Origin of the sequence: Hymenobacter metallicola, assembly GCF_004745645.1 — a bacterium.
GTDB classification, from domain to species: domain Bacteria; phylum Bacteroidota; class Bacteroidia; order Cytophagales; family Hymenobacteraceae; genus Hymenobacter; species Hymenobacter metallicola.
The window spans coordinates 604468-626031 of sequence record NZ_SRMB01000003.1 but is presented as its reverse complement, the minus strand read 5'-3'; the positions used below and the strand labels follow the sequence as shown (position 1 = coordinate 626031).

The 21564-nt window shown below is 60.4% G+C and carries 14 protein-coding genes; 12 read left to right on the top strand and 2 right to left on the bottom strand.

Annotated features, from left to right (window positions below):
- Positions 1 to 45: 45 nt before the first annotated feature.
- The 6 genes from E5K02_RS17840 to E5K02_RS17815 all read left to right on the top strand — a co-directional run bounded on the left by E5K02_RS17840 (position 46) and on the right by E5K02_RS17815 (position 8146).
- The gene (locus E5K02_RS17840) at positions 46 to 1983 is read left to right on the top strand and encodes a glycoside hydrolase family 13 protein (RefSeq protein WP_240737343.1); all 1938 of its coding nucleotides are present in this window, start codon (positions 46 to 48) and stop codon (positions 1981 to 1983) included.
- 62 nt (positions 1984 to 2045) lie between these two features.
- Entirely contained in the window at positions 2046 to 2423 is a 378-nt protein-coding gene (locus E5K02_RS17835; RefSeq protein WP_135396556.1) for a GxxExxY protein, read from the top strand.
- Positions 2424 to 2473: 50 nt separating this feature from the next.
- Entirely contained in the window at positions 2474 to 3181 is a 708-nt protein-coding gene (locus E5K02_RS17830) for an SDR family oxidoreductase (RefSeq protein ID WP_135396555.1), read from the top strand.
- 119 nt (positions 3182 to 3300) lie between these two features.
- Entirely contained in the window at positions 3301 to 5145 is a 1845-nt protein-coding gene (locus E5K02_RS17825) for an alpha-amylase family glycosyl hydrolase (protein WP_135396554.1), read from the top strand.
- A 52-nt stretch (positions 5146 to 5197) separates the two neighbouring features.
- The gene (locus E5K02_RS25945; RefSeq protein WP_240737341.1) at positions 5198 to 6826 is read left to right on the top strand and encodes an MFS transporter; all 1629 of its coding nucleotides are present in this window, start codon (positions 5198 to 5200) and stop codon (positions 6824 to 6826) included.
- 222 nt (positions 6827 to 7048) lie between these two features.
- A complete protein-coding gene (locus E5K02_RS17815; RefSeq protein WP_135396553.1) occupies positions 7049 to 8146 on the top strand; it encodes a glycosyltransferase in 1098 nt (365 codons plus the stop codon).
- Positions 8147 to 8155: 9 nt separating this feature from the next.
- On the opposite strand, the gene E5K02_RS17810 is transcribed toward E5K02_RS17815, so the two are convergent.
- Positions 8156 to 8563, bottom strand: coding sequence for a hypothetical protein (locus E5K02_RS17810; RefSeq protein WP_135396552.1), 408 nt, complete (start codon positions 8561 to 8563; stop codon positions 8156 to 8158).
- Positions 8564 to 8721: 158 nt separating this feature from the next.
- A complete protein-coding gene (locus tag E5K02_RS17805) occupies positions 8722 to 10443 on the bottom strand; it encodes a M28 family metallopeptidase (RefSeq protein ID WP_135396551.1) in 1722 nt (573 codons plus the stop codon).
- Positions 10444 to 10765: 322 nt separating this feature from the next.
- Here E5K02_RS17805 and E5K02_RS17800 point away from each other — a divergent pair, with 322 nt between their 5' ends.
- From E5K02_RS17800 to mnmG, 6 genes are all read left to right on the top strand, one after another.
- Positions 10766 to 13807 carry a M16 family metallopeptidase gene (locus E5K02_RS17800; protein ID WP_135396550.1) on the top strand — a complete coding sequence of 1014 codons (3042 nt, stop codon included), beginning with the start codon at positions 10766 to 10768 and terminating at the stop codon, positions 13805 to 13807.
- Positions 13808 to 14193: 386 nt separating this feature from the next.
- Complete coding sequence (locus E5K02_RS17795; protein ID WP_240737340.1) at positions 14194 to 17583, top strand: DUF4175 family protein; 3390 nt, start codon at positions 14194 to 14196, stop codon at positions 17581 to 17583.
- Between the two features lie 41 nt (positions 17584 to 17624).
- Positions 17625 to 18083, top strand: a complete 459-nt coding sequence (locus E5K02_RS17790) for an ATP-binding protein (RefSeq protein WP_135396548.1) — start codon at positions 17625 to 17627, stop codon at positions 18081 to 18083.
- Entirely contained in the window at positions 18080 to 18571 is a 492-nt protein-coding gene (gene ybeY / locus E5K02_RS17785; RefSeq protein ID WP_135396547.1) for an rRNA maturation RNase YbeY, read from the top strand. Before E5K02_RS17790 ends, ybeY begins: the two co-directional genes overlap by 4 nt.
- Before the next feature lie 183 nt (positions 18572 to 18754).
- Complete coding sequence (locus tag E5K02_RS17780) at positions 18755 to 19483, top strand: GNAT family N-acetyltransferase (RefSeq protein ID WP_240737339.1); 729 nt, start codon at positions 18755 to 18757, stop codon at positions 19481 to 19483.
- A 211-nt stretch (positions 19484 to 19694) separates the two neighbouring features.
- Positions 19695 to 21563: a tRNA uridine-5-carboxymethylaminomethyl(34) synthesis enzyme MnmG gene (mnmG, locus tag E5K02_RS17775; RefSeq protein ID WP_135396546.1), complete on the top strand. Its 1869-nt coding sequence runs from the start codon at positions 19695 to 19697 to the stop codon at positions 21561 to 21563.
- Position 21564: the final 1 nt, after the last annotated feature.

Sequence of the window (21564 nt, the reverse complement as noted above, 5' to 3'; positions counted from 1 at the left end):
TTTAATGCGGAGCTCGTATTGCAGACCCAAACTGCTAAAGTTACCTTGCTGCTTCTCTTTCCCGCTGACCTGATTTCGCGCATGAAATTCCCCTCCTTTCTGCCCCTGCTCGCCGGGGCTCTGCTGGTTGCTTCCCCGCTGGCCGTCACGGCTGCCGAAGCGCCGGCCAGTAGTATGGCGGCTCCCGCCAAGGCTGCCATCAGCCGCATCGACCCGACCTTCTGGTGGGTGGGCATGAAAAATCCCAAGCTGCAGCTACTCGTACACGGCCCGGGCATCGGGGGCAGCACGGTGGCCCTGAGCTACCCCGGTGTAACCCTGGACGGCACCCAGAAGCTCGAAAACCCCGACTACCTGCTAGTCAACCTCACGATTGCGCCCGAAGCCAAGCCGGGCAAGCTGAACCTGGAGTTTCGGGGCGGCAAGAAGGTGACGTACAGCTACGAGCTGCGGCAGCGCACCACGCCCACCGACAAAACCAAGGTGCAGGGCGTAACCAGCGCCGATTTCGTGTACCTGCTCATGCCGGACCGCTTTGCCAACGGCGACCCGAAGAATGACGTGGTGAAAGGCATGAATGCTTCCCGCGTGGCCCGCGACTCGATGTACGCCCGCCACGGCGGCGACCTGAAGGGCGTGGAGCAGCACTTCGACTACCTCAAGGAGCTGGGTGTCACGGCCATCTGGCCCACGCCGGTGGTCGAAAACGACATGCCCAAGGCCAGCTACCACGGCTACGCCCTGACCGACTACTACACCGTGGACCGGCGCTACGGCTCCAATGAGGACTACGTGCGCTTCGTGCAGCGGGCCCACCAAAGCGGCCTGAAGGTGATTCACGACGTGGTGCTCAACCACATGGGCAGCAAGAATTACCTGTTTCTGGAGCAGCCCGCCGCCGACTGGTTTCACCAGTGGCCTAGCTTCACGCGCTCCAACTTCCGCGACGCGGCCTTCAACGACCCCTACGCCGCCGACGTGGACCGCAAGCTCTACGGGGAAGGCTGGTTCGACACGACCATGCCGGACTTGAACCAGAGCAATCCGCTGGTGGCCACCTACGTGATTCAGAACTTTATCTGGTGGGTGGAATACACCGGCCTGGATGGCTACCGCATCGACACCTACCCGTACTCGGACCGCAACTTCCTGATGCAGTGGGGCGAGGCCGTGCTGAACGAGTTTCCGCAGCTGGGCATGTTCGGCGAAACCTGGGTGCAGGGCAACGGGCAGCAGGCCTTCTTCGCCCGCAACATTCTGCCGCCCGTCAACGGGTTTAAGTCGAACCTGCCGGGTGTAACGGACTTCCAGAGCTACTACGCCATCAACGAGGCTATGACCAAGGATGCGGGCTGGACCGACGGCATTGCCAAGCTCTACTACGCCCTGCAGGGCGACTGGCTGTACGAGGACCCGATGCGCAACGTGGTGTTCCTCGACAACCACGATTTGAGCCGCTTCTACTCGGTTATCGGCGAAGACTTTGCCAAGTACAAGATGGGCCTGGCCTGGCTGCTGACTACCCGCGGCATCCCGCAGCTCTACTACGGCACCGAGGTGCTGATGAAAAACTTCAGCAACCCCGACGGACTGGTGCGCGAGGATTTCCCCGGCGGCTGGGCCGGCGACAAAAAGAACTACTTCACCGCCGCGGGCCGCACGGGGCAGGCCGGAGAGGCCTTTACCTACGTAAGCAAGCTGGCCAACTACCGCAAAACCCACCCGGCCCTGCACTCGGGTAAGCTCACCCAGTTTATCCCCCAGGACGGCATCTACACCTACTTCCGCCACTCCGACGCGGGCACGGTGATGGTGCTGATGAACTCCAACAAAGACGAAAAAGCCGTGGACCTGAGCCGGTTTGCCGAGCGCCTCAACGGGTTTTCGTCGGGGGTGGAGGTGACTTCGGGGGCCACGCTGGCCGATCTGAAAACGGCCCGGATTCCGGCACGCACGGCCTGGGTAGTGGAGTTGCGGAAGTAAGCTTTACCTTGATTTCTTGCAGAGGTCCGCAGAGAGATGCGCAGAGGTAAAATGAGGTAAAAATGAGCGAGAACGATGTTGCCTACGACGTGCGTGGAGCCGCCTTTAAGGTGCATACCGCTTGGGGGCCGGGCCTTCTGGAATCGGTGTACGAGGCGGCTATGGCTCACGAGATTCGTAAGCAAGGACTTCTGGTGGCGACGCAAGTTGGGCTGCCGGCCTACTACGATGCGGTGAAACTGGAGCTGGGCTTTCGGCTCGACTTACTGGTAGAAGACAAAGTAATTGTGGAAATTAAGTCGGTAGAGTCACTGCTCGACGTGCATTACAGGCAGCTGCTGACCTACCTGCGGCTCTCAAAACGGAAGCTCGGCCTGCTCATTAATTTCAACGTTCCGCATGTCAAAGACGGCATCGTCCGCTTAGCCAACGGCCTCTAAAGAACTACCCTCCTTAACCTCTGCGGACCTCTGCGAGAAAACAAACAGCTATGAACGACCTCACCGATAAAGTCGCTATTGTCACCGGAGCCTCCCGCGGCATCGGCAAGGCGGTGTCCCTGCTGCTGGCCATGCAGGGCGCCAACGTGGTATCCGTAGCCCGCTCGACGGAGGAACTGGACGAGCTGGTGCACAAAACCAACGGCCTGGCCATTCCCGCCGACGTCTCCGACGAAGCCGACGTGCAGAATGTCGTCGACGAAGCCATCCGCCACTACGGCAAAGTCGATATCCTGGTCTGCAATGCCGGGGTGGGCTCCTTTAACCTGCTCGAAAACAACGCTTCCGACGAGTGGGACCGGATATTCGACGTGAATGTGAAGGGCACCTTCTTGTTCTGCAAGTTTCTGGTGCCCCACTTCAAGGACCGTAAAACCGGCCACATCGTGGGCATTACCTCCGACGTGGCCCGGCGCACTTTCGAGCACGGCACCGTGTACGGGGCCAGCAAGTTTGCCCAGGATGCCCTGCTGGGCTCCCTGCGCAAGGAAGTGCGGCCCCACGGCATCAAGGTCAGCACGATTTATCCGGGTTTGGTCGATACTTACTTCAACGAATCCAAGCCCGGCAGCCCCGACTCGGAGAAAACCCACCTCAAGCCCGCCGACATTGCCCAGGCCGTGCGCTACATTCTGGAAGCCCCGCCCCACGTCGTCGTCGACGAGCTCATGATTCACCCGCTGACTCAGGAGTGGTGAGACGGTGAGATTGTGAAGTGGTGAGTTTGTCGTTCCGCTGGCACTAAGCGGCTCGAAACAGAACTATAACTCACCATTTCACCACTTCACAATTTCCCCTTGCCTATCTTCCCCGTCCTATGAAAAAACTGTTAGTACCCGCCGTGGCCGCTAGTCTGGCTTTGGCTTCCTTTTCTCTTCCACTCCCGAGTTCTTTCTCTGCCGTGTCCGAGCCGACTATAGTTGCTGACCCCAATACCACCGACGAGGTGCCCCAGGACCATAAGCTGGTAATTTACCAGGTGATGACGCGGCTGTTTGGCAACAAAACGACTTTGAACAAGCCCTACGGCACCAACGCCGAAAATGGTGTAGGCAAGTTCAACGACATCAATGACTTAGCTCTGCAGGCCCTCAAGAAGATGGGCGTGAGCCACGTGTGGTACACCGGCGTATTGGAGCACGCCACGATGAGCGACTTCAGCAAGGTAGGCGGCCCCGGCCCCGATGATGCCGACGTAGTGAAGGGCCGGGCCGGCTCGCCCTACGCCATCAAGGACTACTACGACATTGCCCCCGACCTGGCCGTGGACGTGAAAGCCCGCAAGCAGGAGTTTGAAGCCCTGGTAAAACGCACCCACGCCAACGGCCTCAAGGTCATCATCGACTTCATTCCCAACCACGTAGCCCGCAGCTATAAGTCGAATGCCAAGCCCGCCGGCGTGGTGGACTTGGGCGAGAAGGACGACTTGACCAAGGCCTTTGCCCCCAACAACAACTTCTACTACCTGCCCGGCAAGAGCCTGGTGGTACCCAAAGCCGGCAACCCGCTGGGCGCGGCCCTGGGCCCCAAGGAAGACGGCAAGTTCACGGAAACCCCCGCCAAAGCCAGCGGCAACGACGTGTTTTCGGAAGCGCCCAAGGTGGACGACTGGTACGAAACCGTGAAGCTCAACTACGGCGTGGACTACCAGAACGGCCGCAAAACCTACTTCGAGCCCATGCCCGACACCTGGCTTAAGATGCGCGACATCCTGGTGTACTGGGCCCAGAAGGACGTCGACGGCTTCCGCTGCGACATGGTCGAGATGGTGCCCACCGAGTTCTGGGCCTGGGTGATTCCGGAGGTGAAAAAGGTCAAGCCCAGCATCATCTTCATGGGCGAAGCCTACAATCCCAAGGAATACCGCAACTACCTGGAGAAGGGCAAGTTCGACTACCTCTACGACAAAGTGGGCCTCTACGACGGCCTGCGCCGCCTGATGACCGGGGGCGGCAACACCGAGGACATTACCAAGGTCTGGAGCGAGGAAAGCCGGGGCTTTGGCTCCCGCATGCTGCGCTTCCTGGAAAACCACGACGAGCAGCGCATTGCCTCCAAGGACTTTGCCGGCGACCCGCGCACCGCTATTCCGGCCATGACGGTGTCGGCCACGCTGGGCTCGGGCCCGGTAATGGTGTACTTTGGGCAGGAGGTAGGCGAGCCGGCCAATGGCTCGGAGGGCTTCAGCGGGGCCGACGGCCGCACTACTATTTTCGACTACTGGGGCGTGCCCGAGCATCAGAAATGGATGAACGGGGGCAAGTTTGACGGCGGCAAGCTCGACGGCGGCCAGAAGCAGCTGCGCGACTTCTACTCCCGCCTGCTCAACCTGACCAGCACGAGCGAGGCCATCCGGCGGGGTAAGTTCTACGAGCTGCAGGACGCCAACAACCTGGGCAAAAACTACGACCAGCGCCGCGTGTACACCTACCTGCGCTACACCGACAAGCAGAAGCTCCTCATCGTGGCCAACTTCAGCAAGGACGTGACCCTGACGCCCAAAATCACGATTTCCAAGGAAGCCATGAAGGCCATGAGCCTCGACCCCAACCGGGTGTATACCTATACCGACCTGCTCAACAACGCTCCGGCCACCGAAAACCTGACCATCACGCTCACGCCCCTAAGCGCCTACGTGTTCGAAATCAAGGCCAAGGAATAACCCCAAACCGCCCAGCCTACTCCTTTTCTCCCCCCTTAAAATTCCCCTTCTGATGGCAACCAGCGTAGCGGCTTCGTCGACCACCGACACCCGCCAAAAACCCCGCCTGAGCTTCTGGCAAATCTGGAACATGAGCTTCGGCTTTCTGGGCATTCAGTTTGGCTTTGAGCTGCAGAACTCCAACGTGAGCCGCATCTTCGAAACGCTGGGCGCCAACAAGGACGATATTCCGATTCTGTGGATTGCCGCGCCGCTTACCGGCCTCGTGGTGCAGCCCATCATCGGCTACTTCTCCGACCGGACCTGGCACCCGCGCTGGGGCCGGCGGCGGCCGTTCTTCGCCATCGGGGCTATTCTCGCCACGCTGGCCTTGTTTGTAATGCCCAACTCCTCGGCCTTGTGGATGGCCGGCGGCATGCTCTGGATCCTGGACGCCAGCATCAACATTAGCATGGAGCCGTTCCGGGCCTTCGTTGGCGACAAGCTGCCCAGCGAACAGCGCACCAGCGGCTTTGCCATGCAGAGCTTCTTCATCGGGGTGGGCTCGGTCATTGCGGCGGCCCTGCCCTGGATTTTCAACAACTGGTTTCATCTGAGCAATACGGCCCCGAGCGGCGAGATTCCGCCGTCGGTGAAGTGGGCTTTCTACGCCGGCGGGGTGGCCTTTATTCTGGCCGTGCTCTACACCGTATTCACCTCCACCGAAACGCCGCCCGCCGATATGGAGGAGTTCCGGCGCGAGAATGCCCAGGTCGGCATTCTGGACGGTATCAAGGAGTCGTTTATGGGTATTTTCCACATGCCCACGGCCATGCGGCAGCTGGCCATCGTGCAGTTCTTCACCTGGTTTGCCTTGTTCTCGATGTGGATTTATTCCACCAACGCCGTGACCAGCAACATCTACAACATGAAGGTGGATAGCGGCCTCTATAGCCGGGTAGCCGGGTTTATCGGGGCCGAAGCCGGCCGGGCCACCGACGAGAAGGCGAAAAAGGAACTGACCGCCCTGCAAAGCGACATCAAGGAAATCAATCAGTTCCAGACCAACCAAGCCGACAAGATCATCACCATCAACATGGCCAACTACTACCTGAGCCATGCCCAGCCCGAATACGAAGACAAAGTGGAGCTGCAGCGGGTGCAGCAGCAGTACAACGACGGAGCCGACTGGCTGAGCCTGGCCTCGTCGGTGCGCAACGGGGTGGCGGCCGTCTTTGCCTTCATCATCCCGCTGATTGCGGCCCGCACCAGCCGCCGCCGCACCCACATGCTGTGCTTGCTGATTGGGGGTCTGGGCCTGCTCTCCTTGAAGTTTATCTCCGACCCCAGTTTCATCATGGTGTCGATGGCCATGGTGGGCGTGGCCTGGGCCAGCATCCTGAGTATGCCCTACGCCATCCTGGCCGGGTCGTTGCCGGCCAACCGCATGGGCTACTACATGGGCGTGTTCAATTTCTTTATCGTGATTCCCCAGATTGTAGCCGCCACCATTCTGGGCTGGGCTACCATGCACTTGTTTCAGGGCAATACTCTGAATACGATTGCCTTGGGCGGGGCTTCCATGATAGCCGCCGGCTTGTTTACCCTCTGGGTGAAAGACAACGACGACGTGCACCCCAGCGTCCACGTGGAGAACTCGCCGGGCTACGACACGCCCACCGCCTCGGTGCCGCGCACCTAACATCCGGAGCTACCGCAAGAAGCCTCTCTCGGGAACGGGGGAGGCTTTTTTCATGCCCGTTCCCGTCAAGCTATCCGGCATGAATCCGTATTTGCGCCGCACGAATCAGCACTTATCGGTGCAACGTTGCACCTATCCCCCGCCGTATGCAATAACCTACTGTTGCGGGCAGGCTTGCTGACTCTTGGCCCGGTCGTTCTTATTTCATTCACGGGTTTCTCTATGCTGTTTGCCGCCATTTTCTTCAGCGCCTTCTTCGGTATCTACCTCCTGATGTTGTTGCTGCTGATCTGGCCCCGCCCCGCCCTACCGACGCTCACTTCTTTCCCCCGGGTTAGTATTCTGATTGCGGCCCGCAACGAGGAAGCCACCATCGAACGGTGCCTGCGGGCCTTGTCTAAACTTAACTACCCGGCCGAGCAGCTCGAAATCCTGATCGGCGACGACGCTTCCACCGACAATACCATGGCCGTCGTGCAGCGCTTCATTGCCGACAAGCCCCAGTTCCGGCTTTTGCCCATCCGGCAGAAGCTGGGCACGGCCCGGGGCAAAAGCAACGTGCTGGCCCACCTGTGCCGGGCCGCCACCGCCGATACCTTCCTCATCACCGACGCCGACATGGCCCTGGCCCCCGACTGGGTGCAAACCATGCTGGCGGCGGCTCCCGAAGGCGTGGGCGTCGTGACGGGCATTACCACGGCCGGCGGCAACCTGTTTGGCCGCCTGCAGGGCCTCGACTGGCTTTTCGGCCTCAACGTCATTCGGGTCCTCACCGACCGGGGCCTGCCCATTACGGCCGTCGGCAACAATATGCTTGTGACGCGGGCGGCCTACGAGTCGATTGGCGGCTACGAGGCGCTGGCTTTCAGCATCACGGAAGACTTGCAGCTCTTTGAGCAGATTGTCAATCAGGGCTGGGGCTACCGCAACATCATTACGCCCAAGGCCCTGGGCATATCGGTACCGCAGCCCACGGTGCGCCACTTGCTGCACCAGCGCAAACGGTGGATGAAGGGCGCCGTGCGCCTGCCCTGGCAGTTGGGCCTGTTGTTTAGCTCCTACGGCTTTTTCTACACCGTGCTGGGCTGGCCAGGCCTGCTGCCCCTGGAACTAATCGGGGCTTTGTACGGGGCGAAGCTGTTGTGCCAGACGTTATTCCTGGCTATTACGCTGCGGCAGGCCGGGCACCGCGAAAACCTGGGCGTACTGCTGCTCTACGACGTGTACCTGCTGGCTATGTCGCTGGCGGTGCTGGGCTACACGGCCTGGCCCAGCCTGATTTTGTGGAAGGAGCGGCGCTACCGCTGGGCCGAGGGCTAGGCCAGCAGCCTAGCGGGCCGCCGACAAGGGCACCCCGAGCCACTGGTAAGCCGTTTGCTCCTCGATAAAGGTGCGAAACGTCGCCTCGTGGGCTGGCAGCCGACTGTCAATCAGCTCTTGGTGGTAGGGGGTAACCAGGTAGGCCACCCGGAACACGGCGCCCGGCAAGGCCCGCTGCATCATCTGGCGAAACTCCTGAATAATCCAGGTGAAGTCTTCCGCCTCGGCCAGCCCGCGGATACGCAGATCAATCAGCCAGTGGGCCGCCTCGTGCTGCCGGGCAAACTCCAGGGCCGCCTTATAGCCCGCCCGGTGTTCCTGCGACGATACCAGCCGCGTCCAGCGCATAAAGAAAATGCGCAGGTCGGAGCGGTAAGACAGACGTACGAAGTCAAGCTCGGTAGAAGGTACAGACACGAAAGGCGACGCTAAGAGGGAACAGGCAGGCGTAGGATTCGGCTTGCCAGATAAGTAACAGTGAACCCAGTACCTATTGTTTTAACGTTATTTTAACGCCAAAAAGCCCCCGCTATCCAGCGGAGGCTTTTCTAGGAATTCAGCTGGTAGCTAAGGCCTTACTGCCGGGCCAGGCTTTTGTCGCGGATAGCTTTGAATTCGGAGCCGGGCTTCCACTTGGGGAAGGTCGTCTCACCGGCCAGCTTGCGGCCCACGCGGTAGAGCAGGCGGGCATCCCACTCCATGCCGCGGTAGTCGGCCTGGGCATTGTACTCGTCGGAGGGCTGGTGGTAGTGCTTGGCCTCAAACTCCTCACTCATCTTTTGCATGTAAGCCCGTCCCTTGGTCCAGCTGTCGGCGGTGCCGCTGGCGTAGAGGGAAGGCACGCCCACGTGGGCAAAACTGAAGTGGTCGGAGCGGAAGAAATAACCCTTATCGGCGTTCTGGTCGGGCTGAATGTAGCGCCCCTGCTCCTGGGCCGCGGCGCGGGCGTACTCATCCAGCTCCGACTGCCCGTAGCCGATAACCGTCAGATCCCGCATGGGGCCGGTGTTGGGCAAGTCATCCATGTTCAGGTCGGCCACGGTCTTGCTCACCGGGAACAGCGGGTGGTTGGCGTAGTACATCGAGCCCAACAGGCCTTGTTCTTCGCCCGTCACGGCCAGGAACACGATGCTGCGCCCGGGCTTTTCCTTGGCCTGCCGGAAGGCCCCCGCAATGGCCAGCAAGGCCGCGCAGCCGCTGGCATTATCGGCTGCGCCGTTGTAGATAGAGTCGCCGGCCACGGGTGCCCCGATGCCGAGGTGGTCCCAGTGGGCCGAGTAGATGATGTACTCGTCGGGCCGGGTGGTGCCGGGCAGCACGGCCACCACGTTCTTGGACTCCTGGCGGCGCAGCTTGTTGGTAATGCTGGTGCTAACCTGCAGATTCAGCGGCCGGGCTTTAAAGCCTTTTTGGTTGGCGGCAGTGTAGGCTTCCTCGTAGTCCTGGCCGGCGGCCGAGAACAGCTTTTTAGCCGCGTCCAACGTTATCCAGCCCTCGACAGTGCACTTGCTGGCGCCTCTGTCGGCCGTTTGGTTGCGGAGCTTGGCGCCCGAATAGCTGCTTTGCACTACACTCCAGGGGTAGGCGGCGGGCTTGGTATCGTGAATGATGAGCAGGCCGGCGGCGCCTTGGCGGGCGGCTTCCTCGTATTTGTACATCCAGCGGCCGTAGTAGGTCATGGCCTTGCCCTTGAACAAGGTCGTGTCGGTGCCCGCGTTGCCGGGGTCATTGACGAGCACGACCACCGTTTTGCCTTTCACGTCGAGGCCCGCGTAGTCGTTCCAGCCGTACTCGGGGGCCACCACCCCGTAGCCGGCAAACACTAGTGGGGAGTTCTGGAGGGCTACTTTTTCCTTTTCCTGCTCGGTAAAGGCCATGTAGTCGGTCTTGTAGTTCAGGGCCAACGGCTGCTTGCCGCCCGTTATCTGCATGGTGGGCGCGGGCGTGCCGGTTATTTCGACCAGGGGCACTTTCTGGAAGTAGCTGCCGTCGGGGCCCGGCTGGAGGCCCAGCTTTTTAAACTCGTTGGCCAGGTAAGTGGTGGCTTTCTGCTCGCCCACGGTGAACGGCTTGCGGCCCTGATACTCATCCGAAGCCAGCACCTTGATGTGGTTGCCGATCAGCTGGGCCGTAATTCCGTCGTTGGGCGAGGCCGGCACGAGGGTATCGGCCGAAGCCTGGGTACCGGCCGCGGGCTGCCCGGCGGTGGCCGAGTCGGAGCTGCGGCTCTGGCAACCGGGTAGGCTGCCCAGAGCCAGAGCCCCGCCAAGCAGCAGGAAAGAGGAGAAGAAGCGCATGAAGGGTTGTGGTTGTGGTTGTTTGGTGGGCTGAAGATGCCGAAAAACGGGCACAGCACCAGCAGGCGGCTTGGCCCAAACCGGTATTGCTACGCTAAGCCGGCCGAAGCATCGTTACCGCTTGGCTGAAACAGAAAACAGCTTCAGCCAAGCGGGATTCCTCGCTTGGCTCGGAATGGCATGCGGCGTTACCTTACCTCTCGCAGCCGAAAACGAACTTCCCGCCGGGCTTCTCCCGTTCAGGTCCCGGCACGCAACATGCGTTTTGGGCGTTTGTCTTTGAACCGCTTACCTTCCTGCCTTCTTCCAGTATTTCCTTTCTATGCGTAAACACTCCCTTCTCCTGCTGGGCCTCGGGGCCGCTCTGGTTACGGCTCCGGCCACTGCCCAGCAGAACAAGCCGGCCGCCGCCACGACGGCTGCTTCCGCCACCGGCACCCGCCTCGTCGAAAAAGTAACCCGCAAGCCCGGGGAGGTGGTGATTCCCTACGAAAAGTACGTACTGCCCAACGGCCTCACCCTCATCGTAACCGAGGACCACTCCGACCCGCTGGTGCACGTGGACGTGACCTACCACGTCGGCTCGGCCCGGGAGCAGATCGGCAAGTCGGGCTTTGCCCACTTCTTTGAGCACATGATGTTTGAGGGCTCCGACCACGCCCCGCAGGGCATGTTCGACAAGGTCATCATCGGCTCGGGGGGTACCAACAACGGCAGCACCAACCGCGACCGGACCAACTACTACGAAACCATTCCGAGCAACCAGCTCGAACGGGCCCTGTGGCTGGAAGCCGACCGCATGGGCTTTTTGCTCGACGCCGTAACCCAGAAGCGCTTTGAAGTGCAGCGGGCCACGGTGAAAAATGAGCGGGGCCAGAACTACGACAACCGCCCCTACGGCCTGGTCGGCGAGTACGTAGCCAAGACCTTGTACCCCTACGGCCACCCGTACAGCTGGCTCACCATTGGCTACCTCGAAGACCTGGACCGCTCCGACGTCAACGACCTGAAGCAGTTTTTCCTGCGCTGGTACGGCCCCAACAACGCCACGCTCACGGTGGGCGGCGACGTGAAGCCGGCTGAGGTGGTGGCTATGGCGGAGAAGTACTTTGGCCCCATCAACCGCGGACCGGCCGTGCAGAACATGAAGCTGCCCGCGCCTAAGCTCACCCAGGACCGCTACGTGAGCTACCAGGACAACGTGCGCTTCCCGCAGCTGCAAATGGTATTCCCTACGGTTCCGCAGAACCACCCCGATGAAGTAGCCCTGGACGCTCTGGCCGAGATTATCGGGGGCGGCAAAAACTCGCTGCTGTACCAGAACCTTACGAAAACGCAGAAGGCCCTCGGAGCCCAGGCTTACCATCCTACTTCGGAGCTGGGCGGTGAATTCACCATTACGGCCCGGGCTTTCCCCGGCAAGGGCCTCGACAGTCTGGAATACCTGGTGCGGCAGAATCTGACGCAGTTTGAGCGGCGGGGCGTGAAGGACGAGGATTTGCAGCGCTTCAAGGCCAGCCACGAGGCCGACCTGATCAACAGCCTGGGCAGCGTGACCGGCAAGGTAGCGCGCCTGGCCGCCAACCAGACCTTTACAGGCAACCCCAACTACCTGACCGTAGAACTCCAACGCCTGCGCGCCCTAACCAAAGCCGACGTGCAGCGGGTGTATGGCCAGTACATCAAAGGCAAAAAGGCCGTGGTGCTGAGCGTGCTGCCTAAGTCGGCTCCTACGGCGCCGGCCAAGCCCGACAATTACACCATTACCAAGGAAGCCTACAAGGCCCCGGCCGATGAGTATAAGGGCCTGACCTACGTGAAGGCCAAAGACTCTTTCGACCGGAGCAAAATGCCCGGCGCGGGCGCCAACCCCGTGGTGAAGGTGCCCGCCCTGTGGCAGGAGCAGTTTCAGAACGGCCTGCGCGTGATGGGCAGCCGCAACACCGAAGTTCCGACCGTGAACATGCTGCTTACCATCCGCGGCGGCCACCGCCTGGAGCAGCTCACCCCCGGCAAGGCGGGCGTAGCGGCCCTAACGGCTTCGATGCTCAGCGAAGGTACCCAGAAGTACACGGGTGAGCAGCTGGCCGATGCCCTCGAGCGGCTGGGCAGCTCGATTCGGGTACGGCCCGGCGCCGACAATACCCTGGTGGAAGTGCAGAGTCTGACCAAGAACCTGCCCGCCACGCTGGCCTTGCTGGAAGAGCTGCTGCTGCGCCCCCGCTTTGATGCGGCCGACTTTGCCCGCCTCAAAAAGCAAACCCTCGAAGCCATTGCCAACCAGAGCACCCAGCCCACGGTCATTGCCGACAAGACCTACGCCTCCCTGCTCTACGGCCCCGGCGACATCATGAGCGTGCCCGTTTTCGGCACGGCCAGCACCGTGCAGGGCCTCACCCTGGACGACGTCAAGCAGTTTTACCAGCTTTACTACGGCCCCGATTTGTCGCACCTGGTTATCGTGGGTGACGTCGAGCAGAAGGAAGTGGTCGGCAAGCTGGGCTTTTTGCAAAACTGGGGCCGCAAGGGCCAGATCCTGCCCGCCGGCAACCCCGGCAAGCAGCCCGATAAAACCCGCATTTACTTCGTCAACAAACCCGATGCGGCCCAGTCGGAAATCCGCATGGGCTACCTGGCCCTGCCCTACGACGCCACCGGCGACTATTACCGGGCCTATTTGGCCAACTACCTGCTGGGCGGCTCCTTTACCAGCCGTATCAACCAGAACCTGCGCGAGCAGAAAGGCTATACCTACGGCGCTTACTCGGGCTTCCAGGGCAGCCGCTACATTGGGCCTTTCACGGCCCAGGCCGGGGTGCGCGCCGACGCTACTACTCCGGCCCTGGTCGAGTTTGGCAAAGAGCTGAAAAGCTACCAGCAGGGTATTTCCGACGAGGAGCTGCAACTGCTCAAGACCTCGGTAGGCCAGAGCGACGCGCTGAAGTACGAAACCGGCCTGCAGCGGGCCGCTTTCCTGGCCCGCCTGCTCGAATACGACCTTACGCCCAACTTCGTGCAGCAGCAAAACGAGATTCTGCGCAACCTGAAGAAGGAAGACGTGCAGGCCGTGGCCCAGAAGTACCTGCCGATTGACAACATGTACATCGTGGTGGTCGGCGACCGGAACAAGGTGTTCCCCAGCATCACTACCCTGGGCTACGAAATCGTGGAAATGGATGCCGAGGGCAACCGCCTCACCGCCGCTATTCCGGCCGCCAGCACCGTAACGGCCGTGCCCGCCGCCCCCACCGGCGGCGACGTGAAAAAGGCTAAGTCCAAGACCAAAGACGAAGACGGCCGCAAAGCCAAGCGCAAGCTGAAAAAGGACGAGGACGGCACCAAAGTGAAGGAAAAGGCCGAGTAATCCAGCCCCCCTTTCGAAAAGTAAAAAGCCCGGTTTCTGCTCGAAGCCGGGCTTTTTACTTTTCGGGCTTTTCCGTGCTTTTCTTGAAGGTCACGTCGAGCCGGGGAGGCCCCTCGCGGACCAGGGTAGTGCTACTGGGCCGCGAGGGGCCTCAACGTTGCTCAGGAGAATGTTCTGCTTTCGGCACGCAGCGCCGAGGCTTTTGTTGCGCAGCTGCTAGGCAAGCCTGACTTGGAATATCCACACCGGCCCGCCCCGCTCCGGAACAATTTACCCCTGAGCTGTTGTCGTTTAGTCCGGTGGGCTGCATGCAGCCTTCGCCGCCATTATGCGTATCTTTCCGAGGGCCTGCACTGGGCTCTTTTGGTTTCTTGGAGAAAGAATCTGTGCCTGTAACGACTACGAATGCGCCGGCCCTGGAGCAGGTTCTGGCGCAACTAGATGCCTTTAAGCGGAAGTTTTACCTCAACCTGCTGGTGCGCGGCGCGCTGGTGGCGGGCGGGTTGCTGCTGACGCTGTTTCTGGTATTCAACACCCTGGAATACTTCCTTTACCTGCCCACCTGGGTGCGGGGCGGGCTGCTGTTCGGCTTTCTGGCCCTTACCGTCTATGCCTTCGGGCGCTGGATCTGGCAGCCCCTGGCGGCCCTGACCAACCTACGCCGCCTGCTCAGCGACGAACAGGCCGCCCAGCGCGTCGGCGAATTATTTCCCCAGGTCCAGGACAAGCTGCTCAACGCCTTGCAGCTCCAGGGCCAGGCCCGGGAGAATGAGCTGATTGCCGCCAGCCTGGAACAGCGCGCCGGTCAGCTCACCGGGTTGGAGTTCAGTCAGGGCATCAATATCAGGAACCAGACCCGGCCGCTGTGGAAATACGTGGCCGTACCGGCCGGCATCATGCTGCTCTTGCTGCTGGTGTACCCCGCCCTGTTCGTGCAGGGTACCGAGCGGATTTTCCACTACAACCGGGCCTATTCGCCACCAGCTCCATTTACGTTTATTGTTGAGAACAAGGACCTGAAGGCCTTTAAGGGCGAAAACTACGAGCTGGCCGTGACGGTGGAAGGCGAGGCCCTGCCCAACGAAATCAGCATCGTGTACGGGGGCCGGGAGCGGCGCCTGACGAAGCAGAGCGGCAACCGCTACACCTACGAGTTCCGGCAGCTGCAGCGCAACGTGGAGTTCCAGCTCTCGGCCGCCGGCTTCACCTCCGACGACTACGACCTGCTGGTGCGCGAGCGGCCCAACCTGCGCGACTTCGCCGTGCACGTCACCTACCCGACCTATATCGGCAAGCCCGCCGAAACCATCCGCAATACCGGCAACCTCACGGTGCCCGAGGGCAGCACCGTACGCTGGGAATTCGCCACCGCCGCCACCGACGAGCTGCAGTTGCTGTTCACCAACCCCGAGGAAACCGTGACAGCCACCGAGGCGGGGGAGGGGTTTGCAACGACGCGCCGCGTCCTGAAAAGCCAGGAATACGCCGTGCGCCTGCGCAACGCGGCCAGCCTCAACCGGGACCCGATTCAGTACCAGATTACCGCCATTCCGGACCTGGTGCCGGAAATTACGGTCGAGAGCTTCGCCGATACCACCTCCCTGCGCTACCTGGCTTTGGGCGGTTCGGTGCGCGACGACTACGGCCTGAGCCGCCTGCAGCTCCACTACCGCGTGACTTCCAAAGCCCGGCCCAACGGCGACTACAAGGCCCGCGCCATTGCCCTGCAAAGCGGCCCGACCCAGAGCTACGCCTACCAGTGGGACCTGGCGCCCCTGAACCTGAAGCCCGGCGACCGGGTGGAATACTTCCTGCAGGTGTGGGATAACGACGGCGTGCACGGCCCCAAAGCGGCCCGGACGCGGGCGGCCGAGTTCAAGCTGCCTTCTACCAAGGAACTGCGGGAGCAGATGAACGCCCAGTCGCAGTCGGTGCAGAACCAGCTGAGCCAGGCGGCCGAGAAGTCCAAAAAGCTGGAGCGCGAAATGGCCAAGACTGAGGACAAGCTCAAAACCAAGCGCAGCCTCAACTTCCAGGACAAAAAGCAGCTCCAGGACATGCTCGAGCAGAAGCAGCAGATGGACCAGCAGATTGCCGACATGAAGAAGATGTTTGAGGAGCTGACCCAGAAGCAGGACCAGCTCGACCCCAAGAGCGAGGAGCTGCGCGACAAGGCCGAGGAGCTTAAGAAGCTGATGGACTCCTTGCTCGACCCCGAAACCAAGAAGCTCTACGACCAACTGCAGAAGCTGCTGGAAGAGCAGAAAACGCCCGACGCCCAGCTGCAAAAGATGCTGCAGCAGCTCGAAAACAAGGAAAACACCCTGCAAAAAGAGCTGGAGCGGGCCCTGGAAATGTTCAAGCAGCTGCAGTTTGAGCAGAAGATGGAGCAGGCCACCGAGAAGCTCGAGCAGCTGGCCCAGGAGCAGGAAAAGCTGGCCGAGCAAACCGAGAAAAACGACAAGGACAACCAGCAGAAAGGCGACTCGAAGCAGGACCAGCAGCAGAAGCAGGAGCAACTCAAGCAGCAGCAGGCTGAGAAGCAGCAGCAGTTCCAGGACGTGAAAAAGGAGCTCGACGAACTCAAGAAGATGGACGAGCAGCTGGACAACCAGAACGGCGCCGACGACATGAAGCAGGACCAGCAGGACGTGGACCAGCAGCAGCAGGACAGCCAGGAGCAGCTCGGCAAGAACCAAAACAAGAAAGCCAGCCAGAGCCAGAAGCAGGCCGCCCAGAAGATGCAGCAGATGGCCCAGAAAATGAAGCAGCAGCAGGAAGAGGACCAGGACGAGCAGCAGCAGCAGAACATCGACGACCTGCGCGACATCCTCGACAACCTCATCACGCTCAGCTTCGACCAGGAAAACCTGATGAAGCAGTTCCGCACCGTCGACCAGACCGACCCGCGCTTCGTGCAGCTGGGCCAGAACCAGCGCAAGCTCAAGGACGACGCAGCCATCATCCAGGACTCCCTGTATGCCCTGGCCAAAAAAGTATTCCAGATCAAGTCGTTCGTGACCCGGGAAGTAGGGGAGATGAACGGGCAGATGGACGAGTCGCTGAACCAGATCCGGCAGCGCAACGTGGGCCGGGCCACCAGCAGCCAGCAGCTGGCCATGACCAGCATGAACAACCTGGCCCTGATGCTCAACGACGCCCTGCAGCAGATGCAGCAGGAGCAGCGCGAAGGGCAGCAGGCCCAGCAGGGTGGGGGCAAGCCCGGCGGCAAGAAAAAGAAGAAAGGCAGCGCCGCCGGCGAGGGGCAGCTGGGCAAGATGCAGCAGCAGCTCAACCAGCAGATTCAGCAGCTGCAGCAAAGCGGCAAAACCGGACGGGCGTTGTCAGAAGATTTAGCTAAACTCGCAGCTCAACAGCAAATGCTTCGCCAGGCCCTCAAAGAGCTTGATAAGCTGCAACAAGGCAGCAAAGAAGGCAAAGGCCAGAACGGCGCCGGCGGCACCGGCGAGTTGAAGAAATTAATGGAACAAACCGAAACCGACCTCGTAAACAAGCGGCTAACGGAGCAAACCATTTTGCGTCAGCGTCAAATCATGACTCGTTTGCTGGAAGTCGAGAAATCGGCTCGGGAACGGGACCAGGATGACAAGCGCGAAGCGCAGACCGCACAGAACCGGACACCGGTATTTCCACCTGCTTTTGAGAAATATAAGCAGCAGAAAAACCGCCAAACGGAGCTGCTGCGGACCGTTCCACCGGCCCTCACGCCGTACTACCAGCGGGAGGTGAGTGAATATTTTCAGAAAATGAAATAGTGTTCCGCTAATTTTACCGCCCTGCTCCCCTTTACATACCTATGAAACAGGTTAAAATTCAGATTCCTTCGCTCGTTGAGAATATCCGTGTCGTAGAAAGCTTTATCGACAACTCCAAGGATACGTTTCACATCGAGGATGATATCTATGGCAACATCATGGTCGCCGTGACGGAGGCCGTGAACAATGCTATCCGCCACGGCAACAAGTTCGACAAGGACCGCAACGTCTACCTGTCGCTCTATGTTGATAAGGATCGGGTGAAGTTTGAAGTGGAAGACGAAGGGGAAGGTTTTGATTATACCGACCTGCTCGACCCCACGGCGCCCGAAAACCTGGAAAACCCCGGCGGCCGCGGCATCTTCCTCATTCGCCACTTGGCCGATGAAGTAGAGTTCACCAAGGATGGCCGCAACGTGCAGCTCACCTTTATGCTCTCGCCGGCCGAAACCGACGAATCTTCCGCAACCGACACCGTTTCCAGCGAAAACGCGGCATGAATCAGCACCCTCCCGGAACGGAAAGTGAAATGAACGCCGGCTTGCCGGAAGAGTCGCACGAGTCGCACGGCATCGAGTTCCTGGTCGAAGATGTCGACTTTGAACTGGCTGAAGCCGAGGCCCTGACTTCGTGGATTGAGAAAATTGCCCAGGTGCACGAACACAAAATCGTGCAGCTGACCTATATTTTCTGTTCCGACGAGTATCTGCACCGCGTCAACGTCGAGTACCTCGACCACGACACGTACACCGACGTTATTACCTTTGATAACGCCGACGATGCGGATATCATTGAGGGCGACATTTTCATCAGCGTCGACCGGGTGCGGGAAAATGCCCAAAGTCTGGGCGTCACCTTCCACGACGAGCTACACCGCGTGATGATTCACGGGGTGCTCCACCTGCTGGGCTACGCCGATAAAGACCTGCTGAGCCAGACGGCCATGCGCAAAAAAGAGGACTACTGCCTTTCGCTGCGCACGTTCTAAAGCTCCGGCTACCTGCTTCTCACGTTATTTTCTCGAAACGCCCGCACCACTGCGGGCGTTTTTTGTTTCTTGACAGGTGCCCGGAACCCACCAGGGACGTTTTACCAAGTCTTTGTTCCGGTTGTAGGGTGCTCTTAGCCAGGCTCGCTCCGCCGCTGCCGTTCTGCCTTAGCTTACTGTTTCATGTCTGCCAATTCCTCGCCCAATCTTATCATTCCTGGCTACGCCCTGGATTATTACCTGAGCCAAGGATATTACCGAATGCACCAGGACTTATTCACCTGCCGCATTCTGCCTATCGAAGGAGAATTATACAGCGTGCATTGGCTGCGCTTGGTGCTGGCCAACGTGCGCTACGGCCCCGAGCAGCGCCGGCTGCTGCGCCTCAACGAGCGGTTCTCCGTGACGCTACGGGAGTTTCGGCTAACCCAGGAACTGGAAGAACTCTACGCGGCCTACCGCGGCTCCATTACCTTCGATGCTCCGCCCACCGTGGAGTCGTTCATCCTGGCCGGCTCCGACCACAATGTGTTTAGCACGGGCGTGCTGGAAGTGCGCGACGATGGCCGCCTCATTGCCGCCGGTATTTTCGACAGCGGGGCCCGCAGCTTAGCCGGCATCATGAACTTCTACCACCCCGACTACCGCAAGTACAGCCTGGGCAAGTACCTGATGCTGCTTAAAATGGAATACGCCCAGCGCCAGCACCACGACTATTACTACCCCGGCTACCTGGTCCACAACTACCCCAAGTTCGACTACAAGCTGTTTGCCTGCCGGGAGGCCACCGAAGTATTTGATGCCCTGAATAGTTGCTGGATGCCTTTTTCGTGGGAAGTAGTAGCGCGGCAATCTGCTGAGCTGCTGGCGGCCTGGCAGGACGAAGACCTGACGGCCGACGAGCAGGACTAAATCAACACCTGCGCAAAAAACAGGATTCCTGCCTATCTTTGCGCACGTTCTGAGCACGTTGCGTTAGGCCACTCCGCTCCGCCAAGAGCTAAAGAACCGCAGGCTGTTTCGCTGGAAACGGAGGCGGTTTTTTCAGTTTTTATCCCAACGGCACAAAATGGCCATCAGCGCTGTTCATCCGAACAGTCCTTAGCTTTCAACCCCCACTGCCATGTTTCAGCAGGAAGAATACGATGTTATTGTAGTAGGTGCCGGCCACGCCGGGTGCGAAGCGGCTGCGGCTGCGGCCAACCTGGGCTCTAAAGTCCTGCTGGTTACGATGAACATGAACACCATTGCCCAGATGTCGTGCAATCCGGCCATGGGTGGGGTGGCCAAGGGCCAGATCGTGCGCGAAGTGGACGCCCTGGGTGGCCAAAGCGGCATCATCACCGACAAGACCATGATTCAGTTCCGGATGCTGAACCGCTCGAAAGGCCCCGCCATGTGGAGCCCCCGGGCGCAGTCAGACCGGATGCGCTTTGCCGAAGAGTGGCGCAACACGCTGGAGCAAACCCCGAACGTGGACTTCTGGCAGGAATCGGTGACGGGCATCGTGGTGGAAAACGACACCGTGGTGGGCGTCAAAACCCAGCTCGGCATCGAGTTCCGGGGCAAGGCCGTGGTGCTTACCAACGGCACCTTCCTGAACGGGTTAATTCACATCGGGGAGAAAAACTTCGGCGGGGGCCGCGCTGCCGAGAAGAAAAGCACGGGCATCACCGAGCAGCTCCAGGAGCTAGGCTTCGAGACGGGCCGCATGAAAACCGGCACCCCGCCCCGCGTGGACGGCCGCAGCCTGGACTACTCCAAAATGGAAGAACAGGCCGGCGACGACGTGCCCAGCAAGTTCAGCTACCTCGACACACCCGCCCTGGTCAAGCAGCGCCCGTGCTACATCACCTACACCAACCAGGAGGTGCACGACATCCTGCGCGAAGGGTTCGAGAAGTCGCCGATGTTCCAGGGCCGCATCAAGGGTCTGGGGCCGCGCTACTGCCCGAGCGTGGAGGACAAAATCAACCGCTTCGCCGACAAGGACCGCCACCAGATCTTCGTGGAGCCCGAGGGTAGCAGCACCGTGGAAATGTACATCAACGGCTTTAGCAGCTCCCTGCCCGAAGACGTGCAGTACCGGGCCCTGCGCAAGATTGCCGGCTTCGAGAATGCCAAGATGTTCCGCCCCGGCTACGCCATCGAGTACGACTTCTTCCCGCCGACCCAGCTTAACCTGACCCTGGAAACCAAGCGGGTAAAGAACCTGTACTTCGCCGGCCAGATCAACGGCACCACGGGCTACGAGGAAGCCGCCTGCCAGGGCCTGATGGCCGGTATCAACGCCCACAACCGGGTGCACGGCAAGGAGCCTTTCATCCTGAAACGGAGCGAGGCCTACATCGGCGTGCTCATCGACGACCTGGTGAACAAAGGCACCGACGAGCCCTACCGCATGTTCACCAGCCGTGCCGAATACCGCATTCTACTGCGCCAGGACAATGCCGACCTGCGCCTCACGCCCCTGGGCCACGCCCTGGGGCTGGCTTCGGATGAGCGGATGGAGCGGGTGCAGCGCAAGCAGCAGGAAACCGCTGAAGTGGTGAAGCTGCTGAAAAACTTCAGCATCGAGCCCACCGAAATCAACGGTTTGCTGGAGGAGCTGAGCTCGGCCACGATTCACGAGAAAACCCGCGCCGTCAACCTGCTGCGCCGGCCCAACCTGGAGCTGGAGCACCTCACGCGCACCCTGCCGGCCCTCACGCTGGCCCTGGGCCAGTACCAGCCCGACAGCCTGGAGCAGGCCATTATTGCCATCAAGTACGAGTCCTACATCGAGAAGGAAAACCAGCAGGCCGCCCGCGTGGCCGAGCTGGAAAACTTCGTGATTCAGGGCCGCCTCGATTATAAGCAGATGCCGGCCCTCTCGCACGAGGCTCGGGAAAAGCTGCTCAAGGTGCAGCCCGAAACCCTGGGGCAGGCCGCCCGCATCAGCGGCGTGTCGCCGGCCGACGTGTCGGTGCTGATGGTGTATTTGGGCCGCTAGG